This window comes from Geotalea daltonii FRC-32 (assembly GCF_000022265.1).
Classification (GTDB): domain Bacteria; phylum Desulfobacterota; class Desulfuromonadia; order Geobacterales; family Geobacteraceae; genus Geotalea; species Geotalea daltonii.
The window spans coordinates 3951908-3976478 of record NC_011979.1 but is presented as its reverse complement, the minus strand read 5'-3'; the positions used below and the strand labels follow the sequence as shown (position 1 = coordinate 3976478).

At 54.8% G+C, this 24571-nt stretch carries 15 protein-coding genes; 9 read left to right on the top strand and 6 right to left on the bottom strand.

What is annotated here, in order from left to right:
* The first annotated feature begins 44 nt into the window (after window positions 1-44).
* Together GEOB_RS17795 and GEOB_RS17790 are read left to right on the top strand one after the other, a co-directional pair.
* Entirely contained in the window at window positions 45-3932 is a 3888-nt protein-coding gene (locus tag GEOB_RS17795) for a multicopper oxidase domain-containing protein (RefSeq protein ID WP_012648648.1), read from the top strand.
* A gap of 258 nt (window positions 3933-4190) precedes the next feature.
* On the top strand, window positions 4191-6578 hold the full coding sequence (locus GEOB_RS17790; protein ID WP_012648646.1) for a multicopper oxidase domain-containing protein: 2388 nt from the start codon (window positions 4191-4193) through the stop codon (window positions 6576-6578).
* Between the two features lie 127 nt (window positions 6579-6705).
* On the opposite strand, the gene GEOB_RS17785 is transcribed toward GEOB_RS17790, so the two are convergent.
* Both GEOB_RS17785 and GEOB_RS17780 read right to left on the bottom strand, forming a co-directional pair.
* Window positions 6706-9243 (bottom strand): EAL domain-containing protein, encoded by a 2538-nt coding sequence (locus GEOB_RS17785; protein ID WP_012648645.1) that lies wholly within the window; start codon window positions 9241-9243, stop codon window positions 6706-6708.
* A 21-nt stretch (window positions 9244-9264) separates the two neighbouring features.
* Complete coding sequence (locus GEOB_RS17780; RefSeq protein WP_012648644.1) at window positions 9265-9711, bottom strand: response regulator; 447 nt, start codon at window positions 9709-9711, stop codon at window positions 9265-9267.
* Between the two features lie 261 nt (window positions 9712-9972).
* On the opposite strand from GEOB_RS17780, the gene GEOB_RS17775 reads away from it, so the two are divergent.
* Window positions 9973-10362 (top strand): response regulator, encoded by a 390-nt coding sequence (locus GEOB_RS17775; RefSeq protein ID WP_012648643.1) that lies wholly within the window; start codon window positions 9973-9975, stop codon window positions 10360-10362.
* 5 nt (window positions 10363-10367) lie between these two features.
* On the opposite strand, the gene GEOB_RS19535 is transcribed toward GEOB_RS17775, so the two are convergent.
* Both GEOB_RS19535 and GEOB_RS17765 read right to left on the bottom strand, forming a co-directional pair.
* Window positions 10368-12278, bottom strand: coding sequence for a sensor histidine kinase (locus GEOB_RS19535; RefSeq protein WP_012648642.1), 1911 nt, complete (start codon window positions 12276-12278; stop codon window positions 10368-10370).
* A gap of 24 nt (window positions 12279-12302) precedes the next feature.
* Complete coding sequence (locus GEOB_RS17765; protein ID WP_012648641.1) at window positions 12303-13073, bottom strand: sensor histidine kinase; 771 nt, start codon at window positions 13071-13073, stop codon at window positions 12303-12305.
* A gap of 116 nt (window positions 13074-13189) precedes the next feature.
* Here GEOB_RS17765 and GEOB_RS17760 point away from each other — a divergent pair, with 116 nt between their 5' ends.
* The 6 genes from GEOB_RS17760 (at window position 13190) to GEOB_RS17735 (ending at window position 19100) form a co-directional block, all read left to right on the top strand.
* Complete coding sequence (locus GEOB_RS17760; protein WP_012648640.1) at window positions 13190-14608, top strand: response regulator; 1419 nt, start codon at window positions 13190-13192, stop codon at window positions 14606-14608.
* A gap of 324 nt (window positions 14609-14932) precedes the next feature.
* Window positions 14933-16693: a circadian clock protein KaiC gene (gene kaiC, locus GEOB_RS17755; protein WP_230198985.1), complete on the top strand. Its 1761-nt coding sequence runs from the start codon at window positions 14933-14935 to the stop codon at window positions 16691-16693.
* A complete protein-coding gene (locus GEOB_RS17750; protein ID WP_012648638.1) occupies window positions 16690-17019 on the top strand; it encodes a circadian clock KaiB family protein in 330 nt (109 codons plus the stop codon). The genes kaiC and GEOB_RS17750 overlap by 4 nt, the downstream gene beginning before the upstream one ends.
* A gap of 34 nt (window positions 17020-17053) precedes the next feature.
* The gene (locus GEOB_RS17745; protein WP_012648637.1) at window positions 17054-17413 is read left to right on the top strand and encodes a circadian clock KaiB family protein; all 360 of its coding nucleotides are present in this window, start codon (window positions 17054-17056) and stop codon (window positions 17411-17413) included.
* Window positions 17414-17433: 20 nt separating this feature from the next.
* Window positions 17434-18702, top strand: a complete 1269-nt coding sequence (locus tag GEOB_RS19530; RefSeq protein ID WP_049764396.1) for a PAS domain-containing sensor histidine kinase — start codon at window positions 17434-17436, stop codon at window positions 18700-18702.
* Window positions 18703-18704: 2 nt separating this feature from the next.
* Window positions 18705-19100: a response regulator gene (locus GEOB_RS17735; RefSeq protein WP_012648635.1), complete on the top strand. Its 396-nt coding sequence runs from the start codon at window positions 18705-18707 to the stop codon at window positions 19098-19100.
* Between the two features lie 187 nt (window positions 19101-19287).
* Here the strand turns inward: GEOB_RS17735 and GEOB_RS19525 are convergent, their stop codons facing one another.
* Both GEOB_RS19525 and GEOB_RS19520 read right to left on the bottom strand, forming a co-directional pair.
* Complete coding sequence (locus tag GEOB_RS19525; protein ID WP_012648634.1) at window positions 19288-22293, bottom strand: PAS domain S-box protein; 3006 nt, start codon at window positions 22291-22293, stop codon at window positions 19288-19290.
* Window positions 22294-22316: 23 nt separating this feature from the next.
* Entirely contained in the window at window positions 22317-24530 is a 2214-nt protein-coding gene (locus GEOB_RS19520; protein WP_012648633.1) for a sensor histidine kinase, read from the bottom strand.
* Between the last annotated feature and the right edge of the window lie 41 nt (window positions 24531-24571).

Sequence of the window (24571 nt, the reverse complement as noted above, 5' to 3'; positions counted from 1 at the left end):
CCTGTCCAGACGCCTCCCGAGCAGGGCGGAAAGGGGGGCGCAAAATGAAAAAGCTCTCTTTTGTTTTGCGGACCATCCTGATCTTGTCCATAGCCGTACTTACCGCCCCGATGGCCATGGCCGCACCCGATGCCCCTCACTACTTCAGCCACCCGAACTATGCCAACAGTCCGTTGCCGATCATCCCGGGGACATGTTCGGTTGCAGCGACAACCTGTACCGCCGACTCCGATTGTCCAACCGGCGAAACCTGCAACGGTGTGCTTGTCTCCGGCGGAATTCGCAAGTTCAAGGACCGACTGCCGGGCCTGGGGGCGGACAAGGCCAATAATCTGGGCCAGTACATCCCCGTGGCCGTTCCCGACACCACCACCTATCCCGGCTCGGATTACTACGTTATCGAACTGGTGGAATATACCGAGAAGATGCATACGGATCTACCCGCCACCAAGCTCCGCGGTTACCGGCAGGCCAATGTGGCAGGCGGACCGACTCCGCCCCATTACCTGGGACCGGCGATCGTCGCCACTAAAGACAGGCCGGTGCGGATACTCTTCCGCAACCTGCTTCCCATCGGTGCGGGGGGCAACCTGTTCCTGCCGACCGACACGACGGTCATGGGCTCGGGGATGACGGCCGAAGGTCATATGATGGGGCCGGAGGCGGACCCGCAGAACCCGATGTGCAGCGAGGGTGGGATGATGAAAGCGCAGATGGTCGCCGACGGCCACTGTTATGCGGAGAATCGCGCCACGCTGCACCTGCACGGCGGTATCAGCCCATGGATCAGCGACGGCACACCGCACCAGTGGACCACTCCTGCAAATGAGAATACACCGTATCCGAAGGGGGTCAGTGTCGTTCCGGTTCCAGATATGCCCACTCCCGGCCCCGGCGAGATGACCTTTTTCTACACCAACCAGCAGAGCGCCCGGCTCATGTTCTACCACGATCATGCCTGGGGGATCACCCGCCTGAACGTCTATGCTGGGGAGGCCGCTCCCTATATCATCACCGACGATATGGAAAAGAAGTTGCTTCCTGCTGCAGTGGGCAACCCTGCGGGGCTCGGGATCCTTCCCGGAGCGGCCGATACCATCCCCCTGGTCATCCAGGACAAGACTTATGTGCCGAATGCAGCACAGCTCGCCCTGCAGGACCAGACCTGGGACACGGCCCGGTGGGGGGGAGAGGGGAGTCTCTGGCTGCCGCACGTCTACTCGCCCGCTCAGAATCCGGGCGACAGCTCTGGCGTCAACCAGTACGGCCGCTGGGCCTACGGCCCCTGGTTCTGGCCACCCACCAGCATAGAGCACGGACCGACTGCGAACTCCTACTTCGACCCAAACTGCAACCCGGACGCGACGTGGTGCGAACCGCCGCTTATGCCCGGGGTCCCATACCTGTCCATGGGAATGGAGTCGTTCCACGACACGCCGGTCGTTAACGGTACGGTCTACCCGACGATCGAGCTAGACCCGAAAGCATACAGGTTCCGGGTTCTGAATGCCGCCAACGACCGCTTCTTCAATCTGTCCCTCTACAAGGCGGTCGACGCCGACGGTGCTCTGTGCAACATCGCCACCAATCCCACTCCGGCAGCCGAGAGCACAGGTGTGGCATGCACCGAAGTGGCCCTGAACCCCACCGAAGTGGCCGCCGCTCTGGAAGACACCACGATTTTCCCGACTCCCGTTGCGGGGACGGAAGGTCCGAACTGGATCCAGATCGGTACGGAAGGGGGTTTTCTGCCGGCTCCGGTCGTTATCCCTCCGCAGCCGACCACTTGGGTGAATGACCCGACGGTGTTCAACGCCGGAAACGTGGACCAGCATTCGTTACTCCTTGCACCGGCCGAGCGGGCGGACGTGGTAGTGGATTTTTCCCAGTTCGCCGGTCAGACGCTCATTCTGTACAACGACGCACCTGCAGCCTTCCCGGCGCGAGATCCGCGTTATGACTACTACACCGGCAATGCCGACCTGACCGATACTGGCGGGGCGCCTTCCACCCTTCCCGGTTACGGCCCCAACACCCGCACTGTCATGCAGATCAAAGTAAAGCCAGGAACCGGAACACCTTACAACCTGTCCGCGCTCGAAACAGCGTTTAAAGCGGAGAGCCTCGGAGGAATCGGGGTATTCAAGAACGGCCAGAACCCGATCATCGTCGGGCAGGGGGCCTACAACTCGGCATATGGCACCACTTTCCAGAACAACGGGCCGAATGCCGGCCTGGTACAGATATTCGATACCTCTTTCAGCTTCAAAACCCTTGCGGGAGGAGCTGCCGGGCTTTCACTCACCTTCCCGCTGCAGCCGAAGATGATACAGGACGAGATGGGTGAGGCCTTCGAGCATGAATACGGGCGCATGAGCGGGTTCTTGGGAGTCGAAACTCCCAACGCCCAGGCTGGACTGCAGAACATGATCCTTTACCCCTACACGAACCCGCCGACGGAAATCCTCGACGGAATTGAGCTGCCGCCCGGGGCGGAGGTCACCCCCATCGCTACAAACAGTGACGGGACTCAGATCTGGAAATTTACCCACAACGGGGTGGACACGCATCCGATCCACTTCCACCTCTACGACGTACAGCTCATCAACCGGGTCGGCTGGGACGGGATCATCCGGAAGCCTGACCTCAACGAACTCGGCTGGAAGGATACCGTCCGGATAAGCCCGCTGGAAGACACTATCGTGGCATTGAGGCCGATCATTCCCCGTGTCCCCTTCGATCTTCCCAACAGCATCCGTCTTATCGATCCGTCGATGCCGGAAGGGGCGTACCTTGCCAACACGACTGCACAGGAAGCGGCCGGTCTCCCCATCTTCGCTTTCGATCCCAACGGAGAGCCGATCGACATCATCAACCACCCTGTCAACTTCGGCTGGGAGTACGTCGTCCACTGTCACATCCTGAGCCATGAAGAAATGGACATGATGCGCTCCGTAGCTGTGGCGGTAGCGCCGAAGGACCCGTCCACTCTGTCTGCAGCAGTTGCAGGCACCGGCAATGGACGGCGCGTGGATTTGAGCTGGTCTGACAACTCCGCGAACGAGACCGGCTTTATCGTTCAGAGAGCCGCCAGCAGCGGTGGTCCCTGGGCTACCGTGGCAACGGTGGCGTCCCCGACCGGCTCAACAAAGGGCACGGCGACCTATTCGGACATCATCGGCAACTTGAATGGAACGTTCTTCTATCGGGTGCAGGCCGACAACGTGGTGGGAGACACCTGGGACTATACGGATCCCGCACTGAACGAAGGAGCCGCCTTCCCCACCAAGACTGTGTACTCCGGATTTTCGAACACTGCGAGCATCGTAGTAGCTCCTGCGCTGGCGGCGCCGACCAACCTCACGGCGGCGATCACATCTGCAACGCAGATCAGGCTGAACTGGACCGATGCGTCAAACAATGAGACGAGCTTCGTGGTCTGGCGTTCTTCCAATGGCGCGGCTGCCACACAGATCGCTACCGTCACCCGGACTGCAGCCGAGTCCACGGCGACGGGTGGCGCCGTAACATTCTACAACAGCGGGGTGACAGCCGGAAGCACGTACGCGTACTACGTGACAGCCGTAAATGCTGCGGGTTCGTCGGCTCCATCGAACACGGCCACCGTGAACTTCTCCGCTCCGGCGGCTCCGGCAAGTTTAACCGGGGCGGCAGTAAGAATTACAGGCAACAACACGCAGGATAGTGTCACGCTGAACTGGACAGACAACGCCGACAACGAATCTAGATTCCAGATCCAACAATCACTTTCCTCGACATTCGCCGGCGCGACTACCTTCAATGTCGGCGCCAACGTGACGACCTTCAGCCAGAATGTGTCACGAGCATTAAATTACTATTACCGCGTCCGGGCGACCAACGTCGTTGGTAACTCCGGCTGGTCGAATGCAGTGTTCGTAACAACACCATAGGAGGTGCCCCAGGGGAGGGAGCAATGCCCTCCCCTGGAATTCCCGGCTCGGGTGCAGTCGAGTGGCACTGGTTTTCTTCCATGAAACATAAGAGGGGCTTCCGGTTCGATCCGAAGTTCTCTGCCTTTAAACGGGACGTACAGCTACAGCTTATCAAAATTCGATCTCGGTCTCTCTTCGTCAAGCTTTTAAGGTAGTGAGAATCTGGCCTTATCAATCCTGCCACGGCAGGAAATTCGAAAGGAGGTAACCGAACCAATGGTCGAAAAACCAAGATTAAAAGCAGTTGTCGCCATGGGAGCACTGATTTTGCTCCTGCAGGGAATCGCCTATGCCCAGCCCGATCCTGTCAGCACGCTTCTGGATCCAACCACCATCCCGAAATACGTAACCCCACTCGTCATCCCGCCGGTGATGCCGAAGAGTACCACACAACCAGGTTTTCCCGCCGCCGATTACAACATCGCCGTGCGGCAGTTCAAACAGCAGGTCCTGCCGGCTCCACTTCCCCCGACTACCGTCTGGAGCTATGGCCGGGCCCAGGATGTGTTGCCCGGGGATTTCGTCGCCCCGGTTCCCCGTTCCAGCAACATTTCCTTCAACTACCCGGCCTTTACCGTGGAGAACATCTCGGGCAACCTGACCAAGGTGCGCTGGATAAACGATCTGGTGGACCCGGAGACGAAAAACTTCCTGCCGCACCTGTTCGCCGTCGACCAGACCCTGCACTGGGCCAATCCACCGGCGGCAGGGTGTACGATGGGGGACCCCAACCGGACCGACTGCCATACGGACAATCCGGCGCCTTACACCGGCCCGGTGCCGATCGTTACCCATGTACACGGCTCCCATGTGAACATGGAGAGCGACGGCTATCCCGAGGCATGGTGGCTGCCGGCAGCGAACAACATTCCACCTGGTTACGCCAGGCAAGGCTCAAAATTCAATCAGTTCAATAGCTTGAACAGGGTGCCGGGTTCGGCATTCTACGGCTACGAAAACAATCAGCCCGCCGCCACCCTCTGGTACCACGATCATGCTCTCGGCATGACGCGAAACAACGTTTATGCCGGCCCGGCTGGTTTCTGGCTGATCCGTGGCGGTGCAAACGGTGACGCCAAGGTCAGGGATAATCTGGGGAACCTGGCCCGGCTGCCGGATGCGGCTCCCAGGGGCAATGAGGACCCGAACTTTGACAGCCAGGTCCGGAAGAAGGTCCGTGAGATCCCGCTGGCGATCCAGGACCGCTCCTTCAAAACTGACGGCTCCCTGTTCTACCCGGATTCGCGGACCTTCTTTGATGGTTTCCCCGGTCCCTTCATTCCCGACAATGGCTCCGACATTTCTCCAATCTGGAATCCTGAAGCATTCTTCAACACCATCGTGGTCAATGGATCTACCTGGCCGCAACTGGAGGTGGCACCAGCCAGATACAGGTTCCGCCTGCTGGATGGCTGCAACTCGCGAACCCTCAACCTGAGCTTGTTTATCGTGCAACCCGACGGGACGGTAAATACGGATCCCATCTACGAGATCCCCTTCTTCCAGCTCGGCGCCGAGCAGGGGTTCCTGCCCAAGGTGGCGATGATCAAGACCGGCTCCGCCACTCCCCTGCCCGGTGATGGCAATATTCCCGGGACGCTTGTTCCCGCTCCCGATCCGCAGCAGGCTCTACTGCTGGGCCCTGCCGAGCGGGCCGATGTCATTGTCGACTTCTCCGGGCTGCCGGAAGGCACCGTGGTGCGCATGATCAACACCGCTCCCGATGCCCCCTTCGGCGGCTTCCCGGATACTCCTGCGGACCCGGCAACCACCGGCCAGGTGATGCAGTTCGTGGTGAAGCACGCATTAACCACGTTTTCCGACAGTTTGACTACTCCCCCGGCAAGTCTGAAGCTCCCGGCGGAAGCTCCCCTGGGGGCTGCGACCAACACCCGTCCTCTATCCCTGAATGAAATGAGTTCGCAGGTGGTATGCGTATCTGTAGACGGAGATGGCAATTTCATTTTCAACGGAGAAATCGTCGTGGTCCCCCCCAATGCTCCGTGTCCTGAAGGCACTGCCCCGTTCGGCCCCCGTCAGGCACTGCTGGGCATCCTGAGCACTGAAAACGGGATAACCGTTGCCGTGCCGAAAATGTGGAGCGAGTCCATTACTGAAACTCCGCTGCTGGACAGCACGGAGGTCTGGGAAATCTACAACACCACCGTCGACGCCCATCCCATCCATCTTCACCTGGTGAGGTTCGAGGTGGTCAACAGGCAGGACTTTGATGCAGACTTCAATCCGGTAGTAGGCACGGTGACTCTGCCGAGTGCCGGGGAGACCGGCTACAAGGACACGGTGTTAGCCTATCCGGGGCAGATCACCCGCATCAAGGCTAAATTCGACGTTCCTGGCGAGTACGTCTGGCATTGCCACATCGTCGAACACGAGGATAATGAGATGATGAGGCCTTATCTGGTAAGGTTCGACCCGGAGTTCCCGGATTTAAACCGGGACGGAAAGCTGAGTTTTGCCGATCTCGTTCCTCTTCTTGCCGAATTTCTCAAGCCGGTCAGAAATCCGGCATTTGACCTCAACGGTGATGGCAAGGTAGACCAACTTGATACCAGGTTTTTAATGACTGCTATCCTGAATTGCTAGTATTTACGGCGGGCACCTCCAATCAGGAGTGCCCGCCGGCATGAACAACTTTGGATAATTGGTGCGGAAGAGGGGAACCCCTCGTGAGTTATCGGCCTTGTTGAAGAGTAACTAAAATCGTTGCCGGTTACATGATCAGTCGCCTGAAGTCTTCGGCCGGTATCGGCCGACTGTAGAGAAAGCCCTGCATCTGATCGCAATGGTTTTGGTGTAGAAATTCCAGCTGATCCGCATCCTCTACCCCTTCGGCAATTACCTCCAGCTTGAGATTGTGGGCCATGGCAATGATGGTGGCGACTATGGCCTTGTCGTTGGGGTCGGTATTGACGCCGAAGATGAAGGATTTGTCGATCTTCAGCTTGCGGATCGGCAACTTTTTAAGGCAACTGAGCGAAGAATAACCGGTGCCGAAATCATCGATGGCAAAACCCACCTCCATGCCGGTCAGAGTATTAAGGCTGGGAATGGTATACTCTATATCCTTCATGGCTGTCCCCTCGGTGATCTCCAGTTCAAGGAAACGGGGGGGCAGGCCTGTGGCATTCAAGACCCTCCGTACCTGGTCCACCAGGTCCGGCCTGCGGAACTGCTTGGACGACATATTGACCGTCACATTGAAAGAGCGGTATCCCTCATCCTGCCATGCCTTGTTCTGTGCACATGCCGTTTCAAGCACCCACTCGTCGATATCGGTTATGAAACCTATTTCCTCTGCCATGGGAATGAAGTGGCCTGGTGACAGCAGCCCCAGTTCTGGGTGCAGCCAGTAGACCAGTGCCTCCGCTCCTGTTACCTGTCCCGTATCCATGGCTACCTGGGGCTGGTAGAGCACGACCAGCTCATGCCGCTCCAGTGCCTGCCTGAGCCTGTTTTCCATCTTCACCCGCTCTAAAGTCCTGGTGTTCAAGGCAGGATTGTAAAACTGGTAGTTGTTTCTTCCCTGCTCCTTGGCGTGATAGAGGGCGATGTCCGCATTCTTGAGCAGCGTCTCCGCATCCTCTCCGTCCGTGGGATAAAGGCTGATGCCGATGCTGATGGTCACGTGCAGCTGGTGGCCGTCTATGGCAAAGGGCTTGTTCATGGAAGAGAGAATCTTGTTGGCAATGGCCGTGGCGTCTTCCGGATGGGCCATTTGAGTAATGAGAATATTGTATTCATCTCCTCCGATGCGGGCAACCGTATCCGTTTCACGTACGCATTCCTTCAGACGTCCGGAAATGAGCTGGAGAAGCTTGTCTCCAGCCGCATGGCCAAGGGAGTCGTTGATGGATTTAAACCGGTCCAGATCCAGGAACATCACCGCCTGAATTTCGTTGTAGCGATGCCCCTGGCTTATGGAGAGGGCCAGATGGTCCATGAACAGCATTCTGTTGGCCAGGCCGGTGAGGATGTCATGGGTGGCCTGGTAACGGATTTCATCCTCCATTTTTTTGCTTTCGGTAACATCCCTGACGATGTGGATGGAGCCCATGACATTGTTCCTCTCGACGAAAGGAGAAGAGCTTATTTCCACATTCAGAGAATACCCCCACTTGGTACGGATGTTGGTGCTTAATTTATCCAGGGCTTCCATGGACTCCATTTTCTTCAGTTCCCCCTGGATCCGTGGAATTTGTTCTTCCGGCACCAGGTCCACCATGTTCATGGCTACGAATTCGTCAAGCCCATAGCCGAACAGGTCCATGGCGCGCCGGTTCACATTGATGAATTTCAGCTCCCTGTCGATTATGAAAATGGGGTCGTTGGCATTCTGAAACAGGTAACGGTAACGTTCCTCCGATTTCTGCCGTTCCTCATAAAGGAGGTAATTTTTCAGAGTCATGCTAAGGGTTTTTGCCACTTTGTGGGCGAAGTCATACTGGCTGTCGCTGAACCAGGAACCGGGATTGTGGTAGTGGAGAGAGAAGGCGCCGATGATCGAGTCACCGGAAGTTAAAGGCGCCTCGATCAGGGACCGGATATGGTAATCGTTAATGAAACGTCTGTTTGTCTGCTCGGTGACCAGAATACTCTGTTGCCCATCCAGCTGAAATCTTGAGAATACCATTTCTTCCGGATCGTAGATCTCGCCGATAACTATTCCCGGCAGCCCCCAGGACGATATGATCTTCCATCGCTCATTTTCCAGCTGGTAAATGACGGCTGAATCAGCCTTTATGGCATGACCGGCCTTTTCCAGGATGCGCTCCATGATGACCTGGAAATCCAGGGACAGATCCACAAGCTCATTTATCTGGTTGATCGCCTCACTGAGTTCCTTTGCCTTGCGGATGGTTTCCTCGGCTCTTTTCCGTTGAATGGAATAGCGGATGGATCGGGTCAGAAGGCTTGCATTGAACTGCCCCTTGATCAGATAATCCTGTGCCCCCTTTTCCACCGCCTCAAGTCCCATTCCTTCATCATCCAGCCCGGTGAGGAGAATGACGGGGGTGTCGGCATTTTTCTCCTGTATCCGTGCCAGGGTAGCAAGCCCCTGGCTGTCCGGCAGCCCCAGGTCAAGCAACACCACATGAAACTGTTCCGCAGCAAGGACCTTGATGCCTTGGGCGAGACGTCCTACCTGCTTTACAGAAAATCGGGTATCTTCCCGTTCGGCGAGCATTTCCTCGATGAGGGCCAAATCGTAAGGGTTATCCTCGATCAGCAGAATTTTTATTTTTTCCATAGAAGACCCATGGCTGAAAAATTAGTGTCTGAAAGGAAGCTTTACCGTTGTAAGCCAAAAATCTTCTATTGCTTTGACCACACCCATGAACTGTTCGAAATCGACCGGTTTCGTCACGTAGCAGTTTGCATGAAGGCTGTAGGATTTAAGTATATCCTCCTCGGCTTTGGAGCTGGTGAGTACGACGATGGGAATCCATTTCAGGTCAGGGTCCGATTTTATCTCTTCGAGTACCTCTCGCCCCCCTTTCCGCGGCAAATTCAGATCCAGCAGCACCAGATCAGGGAGTTGCCGATCGGCATACGAGCCCTGCCGACGCAGATAGTTCAACGCCTGGACCCCATCACGAACCACATTCAGGATATGGCGGGTGGCGCCGGTACCTAGCGCCTCACGCACAAGTTCCACATCTCCCGGGTTATCTTCCACCAGCAGAATATCGATGGCGCTGCCGATATCTTTTTTCACCTGACCCTCCAGTCAGTGCGGACAAACGGGACCATCGCTTTCCCGGCAGGCTTTTGCATACGGAGTTTCACTTGTATTGACTCGGTCTTCGGCTGCCCTTTCAAGGAGCCTCGTTTCCTTCAATGACCCATGACATTTGTTCGTCAGCCTGCCAGCCTATATAAATAATATTAACACAACTTAACGTTTTGGCAGGAAGAGGGTGGTGGTGGAATGGCGCTGTGATAATATTTTTATAGGACTTTGGACAGAGGAGCAAAAATGGATGGTAATTCTGCCCGCATATTGCTGATCGAGGATAACAGTGGTGACGCCCTCCTTATTACTGAAATGCTTTCGGAGTTTCCCGGCCGTTATGAAGTGACCAGAGCAAACCGCTTCTCGGTAGCCTTCGAACTGTTGGAAAGAAATGGCTTCGATCTGGTGATCATGGACCTCAATCTGCCCGATGGGAACGGGATTGAATCCATGGGCAGAATCAGGGAAAAATCGGCGCTGCCGGTCATAGTCATGACCGGCTTTTTTGATGAACGATTGGCTGCCAGGGCTGCCGCCGAAGGGGCAGGATCATTTATCGTCAAGGGCAATGTTAACGCCGTTGAGCTTGATGCCACCATTCAAAAATGTCTGAAAAAAAGGGGCCATTCCTGAAAAGCTCATTTATGCAGAATGCCCTTCATGACCGGAATAGTAAATAAAAAGGTCGTCCCTTGGCCAAAGACCGACTCGACCCAGATCCGGCCGCCGTGGCGCTCGACGATTCTTTTGCACAGCGCCAGGCCGATACCGGTTCCCGAATACTCGTCACGACTGTGCAATCTCTGGAATATCTGGAATATTCGTTGGTAATGTTCCTCTTCGATGCCGATGCCGTTGTCTTTGACGGCAAACAGCCATTCCCCATGCTGCTTCTGAGCTGAAACGGTGACGACCAGCGGGATATCCCGCCTGCGGTATTTGATGGCGTTGCCGATCAGGTTCTGGAACAGCTGCAGCAGCTGGATTTCGTCACCGAAGACGGTCGGCAGCCCTTCTCCATGTACTGCTGCGCCACTCTCCTTTATGGACGCATCAAGGTTGGCAAGTGCCTCTGAAAAGACTTTACCAGTGTTGACCGGGCTGAATACGGCCCCGCGGGTTATCCGTGAATAGGCGAGCAGCCCTTCGATCAGACGTTGCATCCGCTTGGCGCCGTCCACGGCATAATGGATGTAGGAGTCAGCCTTTTCATCGATGTTTCCCCGATATTTATTTTCCAGCAGTTGCAGATAGCTGGCGATCATTCGCAGCGGCTCCTGCAGGTCGTGGGAGGCCACATAGGCGAACTGGGCAAGCTCCAGGTTGGAGCGGGACAAATCGGTCATGGTTTTCCTCAGGTCTTCTTCAGCCCGCCTGCGGTCGCTCATGTCAAGGGTGGTGCCGATCAGCCGGAGCGGGCCACCTCTGTGGTCATAGAAAACCCGGCCACGGACCGCGATCCAGCGTTCCCTGCCGTCCTGGAGCCCGAGCGTCCTGAATTCCGTGCTGATGCCGGTTTCCTGCTCCAGGGCCTGGCGGATCAGCTGGTCTACCTTTGCCCGATCCTCCTCATGTATACCACTCAGAAACACCTTATAGTCGACGGGTGCATTGCAGGGTAGGCCGAAATGGCGTCTGGTGGTTTCCGACCAGCGCAGCACCCCTGTTTCCGGATAAAAATCGAAGGTGCCGATGTCGGCAGATTCCGCGGCCAGATTAAGGGTGGCCACATTATAGCGAAGCTCTTCCTCCACTACTTTTTTCTCGTTTATATCCAGCACGTAGGTCAGAAAATGCAGCGGCTTACCCTGTTCATCGGTTACTATGGAACAGTTCAGATACCCCCAGACGATTTTGCCATCTTTGCGGATGAATCTCTTTTCCATCTGGAACGACTGAATCTCGCCGCTCTTGAGGCGCAAAACCTGATTCCAGTCCGCCTCAAAATCGGCCGGATGGGTAAAATCCCTGAATGGCCGCCCCAGCAGTTCCTCTTCCCGGTAACCGAGGAAACGGCAGAAGTTGGGCGTTACCTTCTGCCAGCACCCCTCCAGGCTCACATGCAGCGGCATTACCAGGGCAATTTTTTCTGCCTGGGCAAGCCGCTCATAGGTCTGACGCAATGCCTGTTCCGCTTTCCGCCTTTCGGCAATCTCCTCTTCTGCCTGCTTGCTGCGGCGTTCTGCCTCCTTTGCGCTGGCCTCGGCCATGGCCCGCGATCTCCAGGAGATATACCCGATGCCGGTGATCAGCAGGGAAACACACAGAAAGCCGATGCTTCCTACCAGAGGAATGGTCCAGCTTGAATACAGCGATATTCTCGGTTGGATGAAAAGCCACCCCGCACTGACGAAACTAAGGAAAATAGCGATCAGTGATGGTCCCGGACCGGCAAAAAACGCTGTGGCGGTAATGGCCACATAAAATGTGGAAAAAGGGAATTCCCTGCCCAGGCAGGGATCGAGCGCCAGTCGGACAAGCAGCGCTGCAAGTGTAAAGCCGACGGCAAGACCGTATCTTGCCTTGGAAGTCTTCGCATATCCGGGCATATCTTTCCTGTTGGGTAAGGTCTTTCAGGATTCACCAAGGGTAAAGTAAAAGGTCGCACCTTCTCCTTCTGCTCCTTCGGCAGACACCCGGCCGCCATGACGCTGTATGGCTTTTTTGACAATGGCGAGGCCCATGCCGGTGCCGGGAAACTCGGACTCCAGGTGAAGCCGCTGAAAAGGGTTGAACAGCCGGTATAGCTGATCGGCGGCGAAGCCGGCACCATTATCCCGGACAAAATAAACGGTCCTGTCCCCCTCCTGTCTTGAGCCGAAGCGGATAATCGCCGGCTGTGTGTCCCGGGTGAATTTCCAGGCATTGTCCAGCAGGTTCCTTAGAGCTGCCTGCAGAAGCTGACGGTCGCCGGTAACTTTAATCTCCGGGGCCACTTCCACCTGTGTCTGTCTCTCTGGCTGGCTCTCCTGAAGTTCCTGGAGAATAGCTGTAGCCATAGCGGAGAGGTCGACCGTCTCTTTCTTCATTTCAAGCCGGCCGATCCGGGACAGAGTGAGGAGGTCGTCAATCATGCGCCCCATCCGCGCCACTCCGGACATGATCATCTCCAGGTATTCAAGCCCCTGGCCTTGCAGCCGGTCCCCGTATTTCTTCGACAGGAGATGGGCAAAACCGAAAATATTGCGCAAGGGCGACCTGAGATCATGGGAAATGGCATAATTAAGCGAGCCCAGCTCCTGCTGCGCTTCCTGAAGCTGCAAAGTCCGTTCTTCCAGCTGTTTTTCCAGGCTTGACACCTGTTGCCTCAGCTCTTCCACCTGCTGTCTCTCAGCTTTGTCCATACTCTCTCCAGTTCCGTCCGATATTCGTTTCTTCTTTTGATAATTATATAATACTTATTATAATATTTTATATGGGGTGTGGAAAACCCCGCATTAATTGCAAGCAAAGGAGGTACATGAAAATCCTTATCGTCGATGACAATGAACAGTACCGGAAACTTCTGTCTGCCATATTTGTGGACAGGGGATGGGAAGCGATAGATGCTCCCGAAGGCAACAAAGGCATGGAACTGCTCAGGGAACATATCCCCGACGTGATCTTGTCGGACATCATGATGCCGCGCATGGACGGTTTCCAGTTCCTGCGAGCATTGAGAACCTCTGCTTTCGGCGATATCATTTTCATCTTTTACACGTCTACCTACACCAAGGCCAGTCACCGGGATTTCGCGCTGTCTCTCGGTGCCGACGCCTATATTGCCAAGCCTTTGGACCCGGAGGATATCGTACAGGCCCTGATGGACATCCTTGACCGAAAAGAGCTGAGGCCGAAGCGGCGGGAGTTGCCGAGCGAGGAGGAATTTCTCCGTCTGCACAGCCTGTTTCTCTCGGAAAAGCTCATGGAAAAGACAGAGGAGCTTAGAAAGGAATCGGTTGAGCATCGCCGGGCCGAAGATGAACTCATGCAACTCAGGGAAAAGGAACGGCAACGGCCGGGTGGATATGGGCTGAGGCCCGAAACAGCCGGACAGGGGAGGTCGGAGATGATTCCCCAGACAATCCTGTCGGTTGAGATCGACGACCAGGTTTACACTCCCCTCAACAGGATAGAAAACCTGTGCCGTTCCATGACCGAGGGTGGGCTGCCGGACAGTGAGGGGTTTCGCCTGGTGGGGAAAATCTGTCTTTCCATGCATAAACTACGGAATCTGGTGACAGAGCTCGAAAAAAATTTTCTTCTGCCACGTAGCGCCATCCTTGCTCCAATCAGACGCATCCAGATAATGATAGATGTTCTGAAGAAGGATTATGCCGACTTTGGCGCATCCATGGGATCGAGCCTGGATGAGATGGAAGGTCAGCTCAGGCAGTTTGCCGCCTTTGTGGAAGACCTTCTGAAGTTGGGTAACGTGGCAAAGCAGACCCTGAAAAATGAGCAGGTAGATGTGACGGGACTTGCCCTTGAGATCCTGGCCAGGCTTCGGCAGTCCGCTCCGCACCGCCGGGCCGAGTTCAGCGTTCAGCCAGGCATGACGGTGACTGGCGATGCACTGTTGCTGAGAATGGCACTGGAACAGCTATTGGAAAATGCCTGGAATTTTACTCTTGAGCGGGAAGAAGCGAGAATTGCCGTGGGTTGGAGGGTTGAGACCGGCAGGAAGCCCGAGTTCTACATCCGTGACAACGGCATTGGTTTTCCAGACGACAAATCAAAAGGGATTTTCAACGCCTTTGCCAAAGCCCATGAGCTGGCTGGATCCTCGGGCAATGGTATCGGTCTCACACTGGCAAAGGCTGCCATCAGACGCCATGGGGGAGATATCCGGGGCCATGGGGAACCGGGCCGCGGCGCTACTTTTTATTTCACGATTTGAATAGTACTTCTTTTTTTTCATGGTGTTTAGCCGCTGAATATGAAGCACCTTATACCTTGCTCTTTACGCGCTTTCCCATCACCCAATTCATGCCAGCCTGCCGATGACCTGTACATGATCCATCATTTTCTCAGCTTCTGGTTGGCACCTTGAAGGATGCTGGTGACGGCCATATGGCCGGGGTAACGGACTGAATAAACTAACCTCCGGTGGAGATGCCGTGGGTTTTTTTTAGATAAACTTATTCAATGTTTTCTTCAAAATCATTGTCGACTGTGTTATTAATCCAAAGTTCATTATCATGGTGGCGGCGGGAGGAGCAGATTGGCTGGGAAAGGAAAGATGATGAAAGTGAAGAATGAGGTCTTACTCAAATGCCCCACCGGGATAAGGGGGCTGGACGAGATAACGGGTGGTGGCTTGCCGCAGGGTCGGCCAACTTTGGTCTGTGGTGGCACGGGTTGCGGTAAAACACTCTTTGCTATGGAGTTCCTGCTGCGTGGCGCTTTGCATCACGATGAGCCGGGGGTCTTCATGTCCTTTGAAGAGAAACCGGATGAACTGGTGCAGAATTATGCTTCCCTCGGTTTCAATCTCAAGGACCTTCTGGCAAGACATCTTCTTGCCCTGGATTACGTGCACATCGAGCGAAGCGAGATTGAGGAAACGGGCGAATACGACCTGGAAGGGCTTTTCATCCGTCTCGGCCATGCCATAGATTCCGTTGGTGCGAAGCGGGTAGTTTTGGATACGGTTGAAGCACTGTTCTCGGGCTTTTCCAGCGAATCTATCCTGCGGGCTGAGTTGCGGCGGCTGTTCCGGTTTCTGAAGGCCAAAGGGGTCACCGCCATCGTTACCGGAGAGCAGGGTGAGCGGACCCTGACCCGTTACGGTTTGGAAGAGTATGTGGCCGACTGTGTGATCTTCCTCAACCATACGGTGGTCGAGCAGGTTGCTACCCGGCGCCTGCGGATCATCAAATATCGCGGCTCCTCCCACGGGACCAACGAATATCCATTCCTGATCGACGAGCAGGGTTTCTCCGTCATGCCAATTACCTCTCTCGGCCTTGATCATCGAGCTTCTACCGAGCGAGTCTCTACAGGTATTCCGCGCCTTGACACCATGCTCGGGGGAAAAGGGTATTACCGGGGGAGCAGTATCCTGGTTACCGGTACGGCGGGAACCGGCAAGAGCAGCATGGCTGCACATTTTGTCAATGCTGCCTGTCGCCGGGGGGAGCGCTGTCTTTACTTCGCCTTCGAGGAATCCCAGAGCCAGATTCTCCGCAATATGCGCTCCATCGGCTTGGATCTGGAACAGTGGGTGGAGAAGGGACTTCTCAGGTTTCATACTACCCGTCCCACCATTTATGGCCTGGAGATGCACCTGGTAACCATGCACAAAGCAGTTGAAGGCTTTTCTCCAGCCATTGTCGTCATCGATCCCATCTCAAATCTGGTGACCACAGCCACTGAGAGCGAGGTCAAGTCCATGCTCTGCCGGTTGGTAGATTATCTGAAATTGAAACAGATCACCGCTTTTTGCACTGACTTGACCACTACTAGTGCCAGCCTGGAAAGGACGGAAGTCGGCATCTCATCACTCATGGACGCCTGGCTCCTGCTTCAGAACATTGAGTCCAGCGGAGAGCGCAACCGTGGCCTGTACATACTCAAAGCCCGTGGCATAGCCCATTCCAACCAGGTGCGGGAATTTCTGCTGACGGATCAAGGAGTTAACCTGCGTGACGTATATGTGGGCCAGGGGGGGGTGTTAACCGGCGCGGCTCGGATCGCCCAAGAGGCCAAGGACAGGGCCTCTGCCATTGATCGACGACAGGAGACAGAGCGGAAACAGCGCGAGCTGGAACGCCGGAAAAAGATTGTGGAAGCCCAGATTGCCTCTCTGCAGGAGGAATTTGAGATTGAGCAGGAAGAACTGCAACGAATTGTAACCCATGAAAAATTAAACGACGAGGCACTGATGAGGGAAAGCCTGGAGTTGGCGAAGGCGCGGCAAGCGGACAGCGTGGCCTCTTCGGCTATCAACAGGAAAAGCTCAAAGGGGGAAGGGACGCAATGAGTGCCGTGAAGGAAGCCAAATCAGCGGGAGAAAGCCGCAAAACGGACCAGGAGCACTGGACCCTGAGATTGTACGTGGCTGGGCAGACACCAAAATGTCTGACTGCGTTTGCCAACCTGAAAAAAATCTGCGAGGAGCACTTGGCCGGGCAATATCAGATCGAAATTATAGACCTGTTGATAAATCCGGAGCTGGCCAAAGGTGATCAGATTCTGGCCCTGCCGACCCTGGTGCGGAAACTGCCCGAGCCGGTGAAGAAGATAATCGGCGACCTGTCCAACACCGAAAAGGTCTTGGTCGGTCTTGACATCCGGCCGGTCAAATGAGCCGAATCACATTTAATAGTATCCGGAGCTTGTAATGGGGAAGAAAAAAAAGGATGAAGGCTCGGCAGCGGGGAATGCGCTCAAGGACTTCGAACTGGCCGTAGAAAAGACGAAGAAGGGGAAATACATCCTGCGTCTCTACGTCACCGGGACAACCCCCAATTCACAGCGCGCCATCGAGAATGTACGGAAGATCTGCGAGGAACATCTCAATGGACGATACGAGTTGGAAATCATCGATATTTACCAACAGCCGATATACGCCAGGGAGGGCCAGATAGTTGCAGCTCCCACTCTGGTCAAGGAACTCCCGCCGCCGCTACGGAAGTTCATCGGCGACATGTCGCAAACGGATAAAATTCTCCTGGGGCTTGATGTGCGCACGAAAAAGTAGCCTCTGATATGGGTAATGGCATGGCAATGGTTAAAAGAGCAGTGAAAGATATCCTGGCAGAGAATGAGGATCTACGTCTGCGCCTCGAAGAAGCAGAGGAGACGCTGCGTGCCATCTTTGGCGGTGAAGTGGATGCCCTGGTAGTGAACGCCCCCGAGGGAGAAAGGATATTCACCCTTGAGGGGGCGGATTATCCCTATCGCCTCCTCGTGGAATCCATGAACGAGGGAGCGGTGACCCTGGCGCCAGATGGGACCATCATCTACTGCAACAAGGCGCTGGCGGACATGCTCAAGGTCCCGCTGGAAAAGATCATCGGCGTGGCATTTGCTAATTTCGTTTCCACTGCAGATGCCGCTGATTTTGCTTCCCTGCTGGGAAAATGCACACAGGTAAGCAAAGGGGATATGGATCTGGTAACCGGGAATGGGGAGCCCTTTCCCGTACTGCTCTCATGCTCTGCCATGGTAGCAGGCAACAGCCGGGGGCAGAATATGGTGGTGACGGATCTTTCGGAGCAGAAATCGGCCCAGCAGGCTCTGCAGGCGGAAATCGTGCGGCGTCTGCAGACGGCTGAAGAACTGCGCAAAAGCGAGCAACTGCTCATGCATCAGGGGCGGCAGGCAGCCATGGGAGAGATGATAGGCAACATTGCCCATCAATGGCGCCAGCCTTTGAACACCTTGGGACTGATGGTGCAGAAGCTGCAGCTTTTGCACAACACCGGCAGATTCAACGAAGAAGAGCTTGACGATTACTGCAGGAAATCCATGGATACCATCATGCATATGTCCAAAACTATCGATGACTTCAGGAATTTTTTCAGGGCTGATAAGGAAAAGACTTCATTCCGCCTTCTCGATGTTATTAATAAAACAATCTCTCTTGTCGAGGGAACCTTCACCCAGAATCAAATCAGTATCCAGCTTGACGCTGCAGGTGATCCAGCCGTCAACGGCTATCCAAACGAGTACTCCCAGGTGCTCCTCAACATCTTTCTCAACGCACGGGATGCTTTTGTGCAGCGAGATATCAGTGGACCCCGTCTTGTCACTGTGAGAATATACATGGAAGAGGGAAAGACTGTTGTCTGTATAGTCGATAACGCCGGGGGGATTGGCGAAGATATCATGATTCGGATATTCGACCCGTATTTCACCACCAAAGGGCCGGATAAGGGGACCGGGGTCGGATTATTCATGTCGAAAACGATTATCGAAAAGAACATGAACGGCAGGATTACCGTACGCAATACCGGAGCAGGCGCTGAATTCCGGATCGAGGTTTGACAATGGCCTCAGCCAAAAATGAAAAAAAGGCGCGGATTCTCATTGCCGAAGACGACCCAATGGCCAGCAATTTGTTGCAGAACATGCTCGACCTGATCGGGTTCGACACTGACGTGGCACAGACCGGGGCTGAAGCGGTGAAAATGTGGGAACAGGGGGAGTATGACCTGATAACCATGGATGTGCAGATGCCGCGGATGGATGGTTTAACCGCTACCCGCATCATTCGTGAAAAGGAGAAAGCAACGGGGGGGCATATTCCGATCGTTGCCATGTCGGCCCATACCTTCAGTGAAGACGAGGAGAAAGGATATGCTGCCGGTATGGATGCCTATCTCACCAAGCCGCTGGATCTGGAGCATGGATTGGCGACCATAAAAGCTCTGATTGAATGCTAGGAGTCTGTCGGACTTAGAATGAATCGGCTGCGAAAATGGCAAATCGGTCCGGATCTCCGTAAATTTTCGACAAATAGGTCCACTATTCGCTCTCAAATTTCCAAATATCCGTCCTCGATTTTCCATTCTCTCGCTTCGATCCCTAAGTCCGACAGACTCCTGGTATCCCATTACTGGCCGCAACTTATCAACTTCTTGCAGCCGGCATGGTAAAAAAGAAGGTCGACCCTTCACCCGGTTCCGATTCTACCCATATTTTGCCACCATGGCGTTCGACGATTTTCTTGCAGGATGCCAGGCCGATGCCGGTTCCCTGGTATTCGTCCTGTGCGTGCAGTCTCCTGAATATCTGGAATATCTCGTCGTAATATCCCCTTTCAATGCCTATACCATTGTCCTGCACCGAAAACAGCCATTCATTACCCTCCCTTCTGGCCGACACATATATTTGGGGAGGTATGCACTTTTTCCGGTACTTCAGGCTGTTGGCCAGGAGGTTCTGGAAAAGCTGCATCAATTGTGTCTCATCCCCTTCCACCACGGGGAGGGTTTCACTGGTGATCCTGGCGTTGCTCTCCCGGATTGCCGAATCCAGGTTAGCCAGTGCTGCTGCAAAGGGTATGTTGGTGTCCACGGGCAGCAAGCTGATGCCGCGGGAAATGCGGGAGTAGGTGAGTAGCCCTTCAATCAGTTTCTGCATCCGGCTCGTGCCATCGACGGCAAAATTAATATAAGTCTGCGCCTTCTCGTCCAGACTTTCCTTGTATCTTCTTTCCAAAAGCTTCACGTATCCGGCCACCATCCGTAACGGTTCCTGCAGGTCGTGGGAGGCGATGTAGGCGAACTGCTCCAGTTCCCGGTTTGAACGTTCCAGCTCATCCATGGCTGCTTTCAGGTCTTCTTCCGCCTTTTTCCGGTCCGTGACATCGAAGATGACGCCGGTAATGCGCAAGGGTTGCTGCCTGCTGTCGCAGAAAACTCCACCCCGGCCCATGATCCAGCGCAGGGAGCCATTATTCCAGTTGACACGGAACATTGCCTGGAACTGTCTGCACTGGGCGATGGCCTGATCCGTTTCCATCATAACCTGGTATCGGTCATCGGGATGAAGCAATGCCAGGAAATCTTCATAGGATCCGGGGGGACGATCGATGCCGAGAAGGGACAGGTATTGATTGGAGAAGGTGCTTTCCCGCGTCAGCAGGTTCACATTCCACATGCCGATGCCTGCCGCGGACTGGGCGAGGACCAGCCGGTCCTCGCTGACGCGCAGTCTTTCTTCGTTCTGCTGCAGGGCTTCCAGTACCCTTTTCCGCTCGGAAATATCCCGCACCACTGCCAGAAGGCGGTCTTTGCCGCCGAGTATCACCTTTTTCAGGCTAACTTCGACCCAGAATTGGGTTCCGTCCTTGGCGAGGGCCAGCCATTCCACCAGCTGGGGCTCGCCGGATGCGGCGCGACGACCGACCTCCATGGCCCGTTCCTGGGTGTAGCCTGCCGAGTAGGCGCTCAACTCTCCTATATTCAGGCGCAGAATTTCATCGTAACGGTATTTGTACATCTCCAGCACCCTTTGGTTCACGTCCAAAATGGCTCCAGACTCTGCACACTGGATGAAGAGGCCGTCGTTGGCAGAATCGAAGATGGTCCGGTAGTTTGCCTCCGAGACTCTAAGGGCCTCCTCAGCCTGTTTACGGTCATGAATGTCCTCGACTATGGCAATTAACCTTGCGGATTTACCTTCCGGGTCACGGCACTGGGTGGCGCTGACCCTCACCCAGATAATGCTGCCGTCTTTGCGGATGTTGCGTTTCTCGATGAAAAAGCTGCTTGTTTCACCTTTCAGCACCCGATTCAGTTCGGCCAGATTCTCTTCAATATCGTCATGATGGGTAACCTTCATGAAGGTGAAACCGGGCTGAAAGACCTCTTCCCGGTCATACCCTATGATGCGGCAGTAGGCCTGGTTTACTTCCTGGAATCGGCCATCAAGTCCAAATATTGCCAAGCCGATCGGGGCATTGGCAAAGAACTCCCTGAACAGTTCTTCGCTTTCCCGGAGCTTTTTGCTGAGGCTTTCCAGCTCGGTGGCATGTTTTTCGACAACATTACGGGCTTCAATATGTCTGATGGCCAGAGAAGTGAGCTGGCAGAGCTGGGTGAGCATGACTTCGTCTTCCTCGGTGAATTCCCCATGCCGCTTGTGGGAAACCAGGATCATGCCACAGGCTTCGCCTCCCGTCCCCTCCAGTCTTGCGCCCAAAAGGCCCTTCAGCGGCGCATGTCCTTCGGGCAGTCCCCACCACTCCGGGTGGTTTTCCAGTTCCTTTTGGGTAAAGCGGATGGTTGATGATTTTTGCAGAAGTTCCATGTAGACGCCGCCACGGTTGATGGTAAAGGTGACATCCGTAGGGCAGGGGGATAATGGGGCATCATAAGCGAGGGCACCGATAGTGATGCTTCCTTCCTTGTAGCCATGGCCTGAGGTTGCTACCTGTGCATCGGTGACGGCAATGGCTCCTTCTACTGCACGGTTGAGGGTGCCCTGAATGGTCGTCTCGCTTAGGACAGCCGACGAAACACCTACCAGGATCATAAGCCGGTCAAGGGTCTGCAGCACCTTCTGCTCATTGGCACGGGCGGCTTCCTCTGCATTTATTCGCTCCTGGAGCAGCAGTGCGTTTTTCAGGGCCAGCGTTATGGTGGATGCTGCCTTATTGGCGAAGTCCACTTCCTTGTGGGAAAATTTCCGCTCGGGATGATGGTAATGGATGGAAAAGTTGCCGACCACCTTTTCACCAATGGTCAGGGCCACGTCAAGAAGGGCGTTTATGCCGTATCGCTCATTAAACTTGTTGTTTGCCCGGTTATCATGGAGAACGTCGTTGATGACCACAGCTTTCCTCTGCCTGGCTGCTTCTATGGAAAAGGAAATCTCCTCGGCCTTGATCTGCCTGTCCTGCAGTTCTCCAGGAAATCCGTAAATGTATTTTGCGATCCAACCATCCCCTTCCGGCAGGTAGATGACTGCCGATTCAGCATCTATGGTCCGCGCAACCTCCACCACCACCTTTTTCATGATGCTGTCGAAATCCAGTTTTGAATGGATCAGCATATTGATGTGGTTCAGGGCATCGCTGTATTTGCTGCTGGAAATCTCCCGCTGATCGTGCTCCTTGTCTTGATTGGCCATTGCATCCTCTTGGCAGGCGCTGGTTATGGGTATTGTCGGTCCCCTGGGCTAGTAATTCGGTCCGGAATCGTGAAAAAAAAGGTTGAGCCGTTGCCGGGCATGGACTCGACCCAGATCCGGCCGCCATGACGCTCTACAATTTTCCTGCATGAGGCAAGACCGATGCCGGTACCGGGATATTCTTCCCGTGCGTGGAGCCGCTGGAAAATCTGAAAAATGCGGTCGAAATATTGTTTCTCTATGCCAATGCCGTTGTCCTGCACCGAGATGACCCAGGCATCTTCCGTTTGCCGTGCTGAAATTAGGACAAGGGGCTGAACATCCTGCCGTCGATACTTGATGGCATTGCCGATCAGATTCTGGAACAGGATGAACAGCTGTATCTTGTCTCCCCAGACCACCGGGAGATCCGCGGCCTGGACAGCTCCTCCGCTCTCACTGATGGCAGTCTCCATGGCCTTTACCGCTTCGGCACAGACCAAATTAAGATCCACCTGTTGAAATTCAACAACGCGATTGATCCGTCCGTAGGCGAGCAGATCCTCGATCAGGGTCTGCATCCTTTTTGCCCCTTGTATCGCATAATTTATATATCTGTCCGCCTTTTGATCGAGCTGCCCCCTGTACCGCTTGTCCAGCAACTGGACATAGCTTGCCACCATCCGCAACGGTTCCTGCAGGTCGTGGGACGCAACATAGGCGAACTGCTCAAGATCCCTGTTGGAGCGGATCAATTCCTCAAGGGTCCTCTTCAGTTCATCTTCTGCCTGCTTCCTTACCGTATAATCATGGGTGATGCCCATAAGTTCCTTGACATGACCGTCCTCTTCCATCAGGGGCACATAGGTGACGTGGAAGTGACGGCTGCCTTTCGGGGAAGGGAGTTCCAATTCCAGATTCTGCACCTTTGCCGTTTCTAACGCCTTTTCCAAAACGGGGCGCCACAGCTTGTACAGTTCCGGCCATATTTCCGAGTCCAGCCGCCCAACCAGCTTCGAGGAGGGCAGGCCGGTGGCACTGATTGTGGCGGGATTCACATACTGGATGCGTAGTTGCTGATCACAGATGGCGATCATGTCGGGAATACTTTCCAGGGCCAGGCGAAATCTTTTTTCGCCGGCGCGCAGGTTGTCCGCCATTTCCATGATAACGTGGCGCAACCGGCTGACCTCCATGGGAGCCAGGGGATCTTCAGGTGCTGCCTGTGGGGAGCTTCCCATGCCTGTTGTCGCCTTTTCCAGACGCTGCAGTGGAAGGGCAATGGTGCGTGCCACCATGTATGCGGAGAGAAAAGCCAGTGCCAGAGCCAGAAGTGAAAAGCCTATTTCACGGACCAGTGCTTGTCGGACCGGTCCGAATACCACTTCAACCGGCTTTCCTGCTCCCACCACCCATCCCAGATCCTGCATAGGTACTCGCGCCGAAACCCATTCGCTCTTGCGCAGCACCGGTACCGCTATTCCCACCTGGGGAGTTCGAGTTTTCAGTGCAGCTTGTAAAATGGGATCCATCTTTCTCCACCCGGCCCGATCTTCCCAGGCAAGTTTTTGATAGATGCTGTGGTAGACAATGACGCCCCGGCTATCGAAGATGGCATAGGCTCCTTTGCCGAGACGGCGTTGGGTGAGGGTCAACTCGCCGAGCCGCTCAGGCTCTATGACAGCTACGACAATCCCATGCAGCTTGCCGTGGCCATCGCGGCAAGCTGTGGCAATGGCGAAGGTCGGTGCTTGGACCTTTATCCCTCTGCTGGTGAGATCGCTGATGCTCCATTCAGCGCCTGTGACGATTTTGATGAAATAAGGGAGAGAAGAAAGATCTTTTCCCTCGAGTACAGGCTGGCTGGAAGCAAGGATGACCCCTTGGGGGCTCACCCAGTTGAAACTTCGGATGGAAGCATGCTGGGTGGCGGTAATGGTCAGGAGCTTTCTGGCCTTAGGTAATACCGGCGATGAAAACATGCGGATCGCCTCGCCGATGGCATGATTTTCACGCCATATTCCCTCCACGTATCCGGAAAAGGCCATGGCAACGCCCTGTGCCACCTCCAGTTCCGTGTTCATTGCCTGAGTCCGTTGTGTCTGATACCGTTCATTGTAGATCCATGTCAAAAACAGCCCTTGGGGCAGCAGCACGAGGATGATGAGCAAAAACAGCCGCGCCCTGATTCCTGCCGGCAGCAGTTTGGCATATCCCCTTTTTTTTGCTGATGAGATAAAAAGATCTTTCCGTTTCACCCGAGGACATTCTCCCTTTTACAGATCATGTAATTTTACAG

What these genes read in the sequence shown, in the direction of transcription:
- GEOB_RS17750 (WP_012648638.1), top strand. Translation starts at nt 16,690, where the DNA reads ATGAGTGCCGTGAAGGAAGCCAAATCAGCGGGAGAAAGCCGCAAAACG.
- GEOB_RS17735 (WP_012648635.1), top strand. Translation starts at nt 18,705, where the DNA reads ATGGCCTCAGCCAAAAATGAAAAAAAGGCGCGGATTCTCATTGCCGAA.
- GEOB_RS17790 (WP_012648646.1), top strand. Translation starts at nt 4,191, where the DNA reads ATGGTCGAAAAACCAAGATTAAAAGCAGTTGTCGCCATGGGAGCACTG.
- GEOB_RS19525 (WP_012648634.1), bottom strand. Translation starts at nt 22,293, where the DNA reads ATGGCCAATCAAGACAAGGAGCACGATCAGCGGGAGATTTCCAGCAGC.
- GEOB_RS17760 (WP_012648640.1), top strand. Translation starts at nt 13,190, where the DNA reads ATGAAAATCCTTATCGTCGATGACAATGAACAGTACCGGAAACTTCTG.
- GEOB_RS17785 (WP_012648645.1), bottom strand. Translation starts at nt 9,243, where the DNA reads ATGGAAAAAATAAAAATTCTGCTGATCGAGGATAACCCTTACGATTTG.
- GEOB_RS17795 (WP_012648648.1), top strand. Translation starts at nt 45, where the DNA reads ATGAAAAAGCTCTCTTTTGTTTTGCGGACCATCCTGATCTTGTCCATA.
- GEOB_RS17775 (WP_012648643.1), top strand. Translation starts at nt 9,973, where the DNA reads ATGGATGGTAATTCTGCCCGCATATTGCTGATCGAGGATAACAGTGGT.
- GEOB_RS17765 (WP_012648641.1), bottom strand. Translation starts at nt 13,073, where the DNA reads ATGGACAAAGCTGAGAGACAGCAGGTGGAAGAGCTGAGGCAACAGGTG.
- GEOB_RS19530 (WP_049764396.1), top strand. Translation starts at nt 17,434, where the DNA reads ATGGCAATGGTTAAAAGAGCAGTGAAAGATATCCTGGCAGAGAATGAG.
- GEOB_RS19535 (WP_012648642.1), bottom strand. Translation starts at nt 12,278, where the DNA reads ATGCCCGGATATGCGAAGACTTCCAAGGCAAGATACGGTCTTGCCGTC.
- GEOB_RS17745 (WP_012648637.1), top strand. Translation starts at nt 17,054, where the DNA reads ATGGGGAAGAAAAAAAAGGATGAAGGCTCGGCAGCGGGGAATGCGCTC.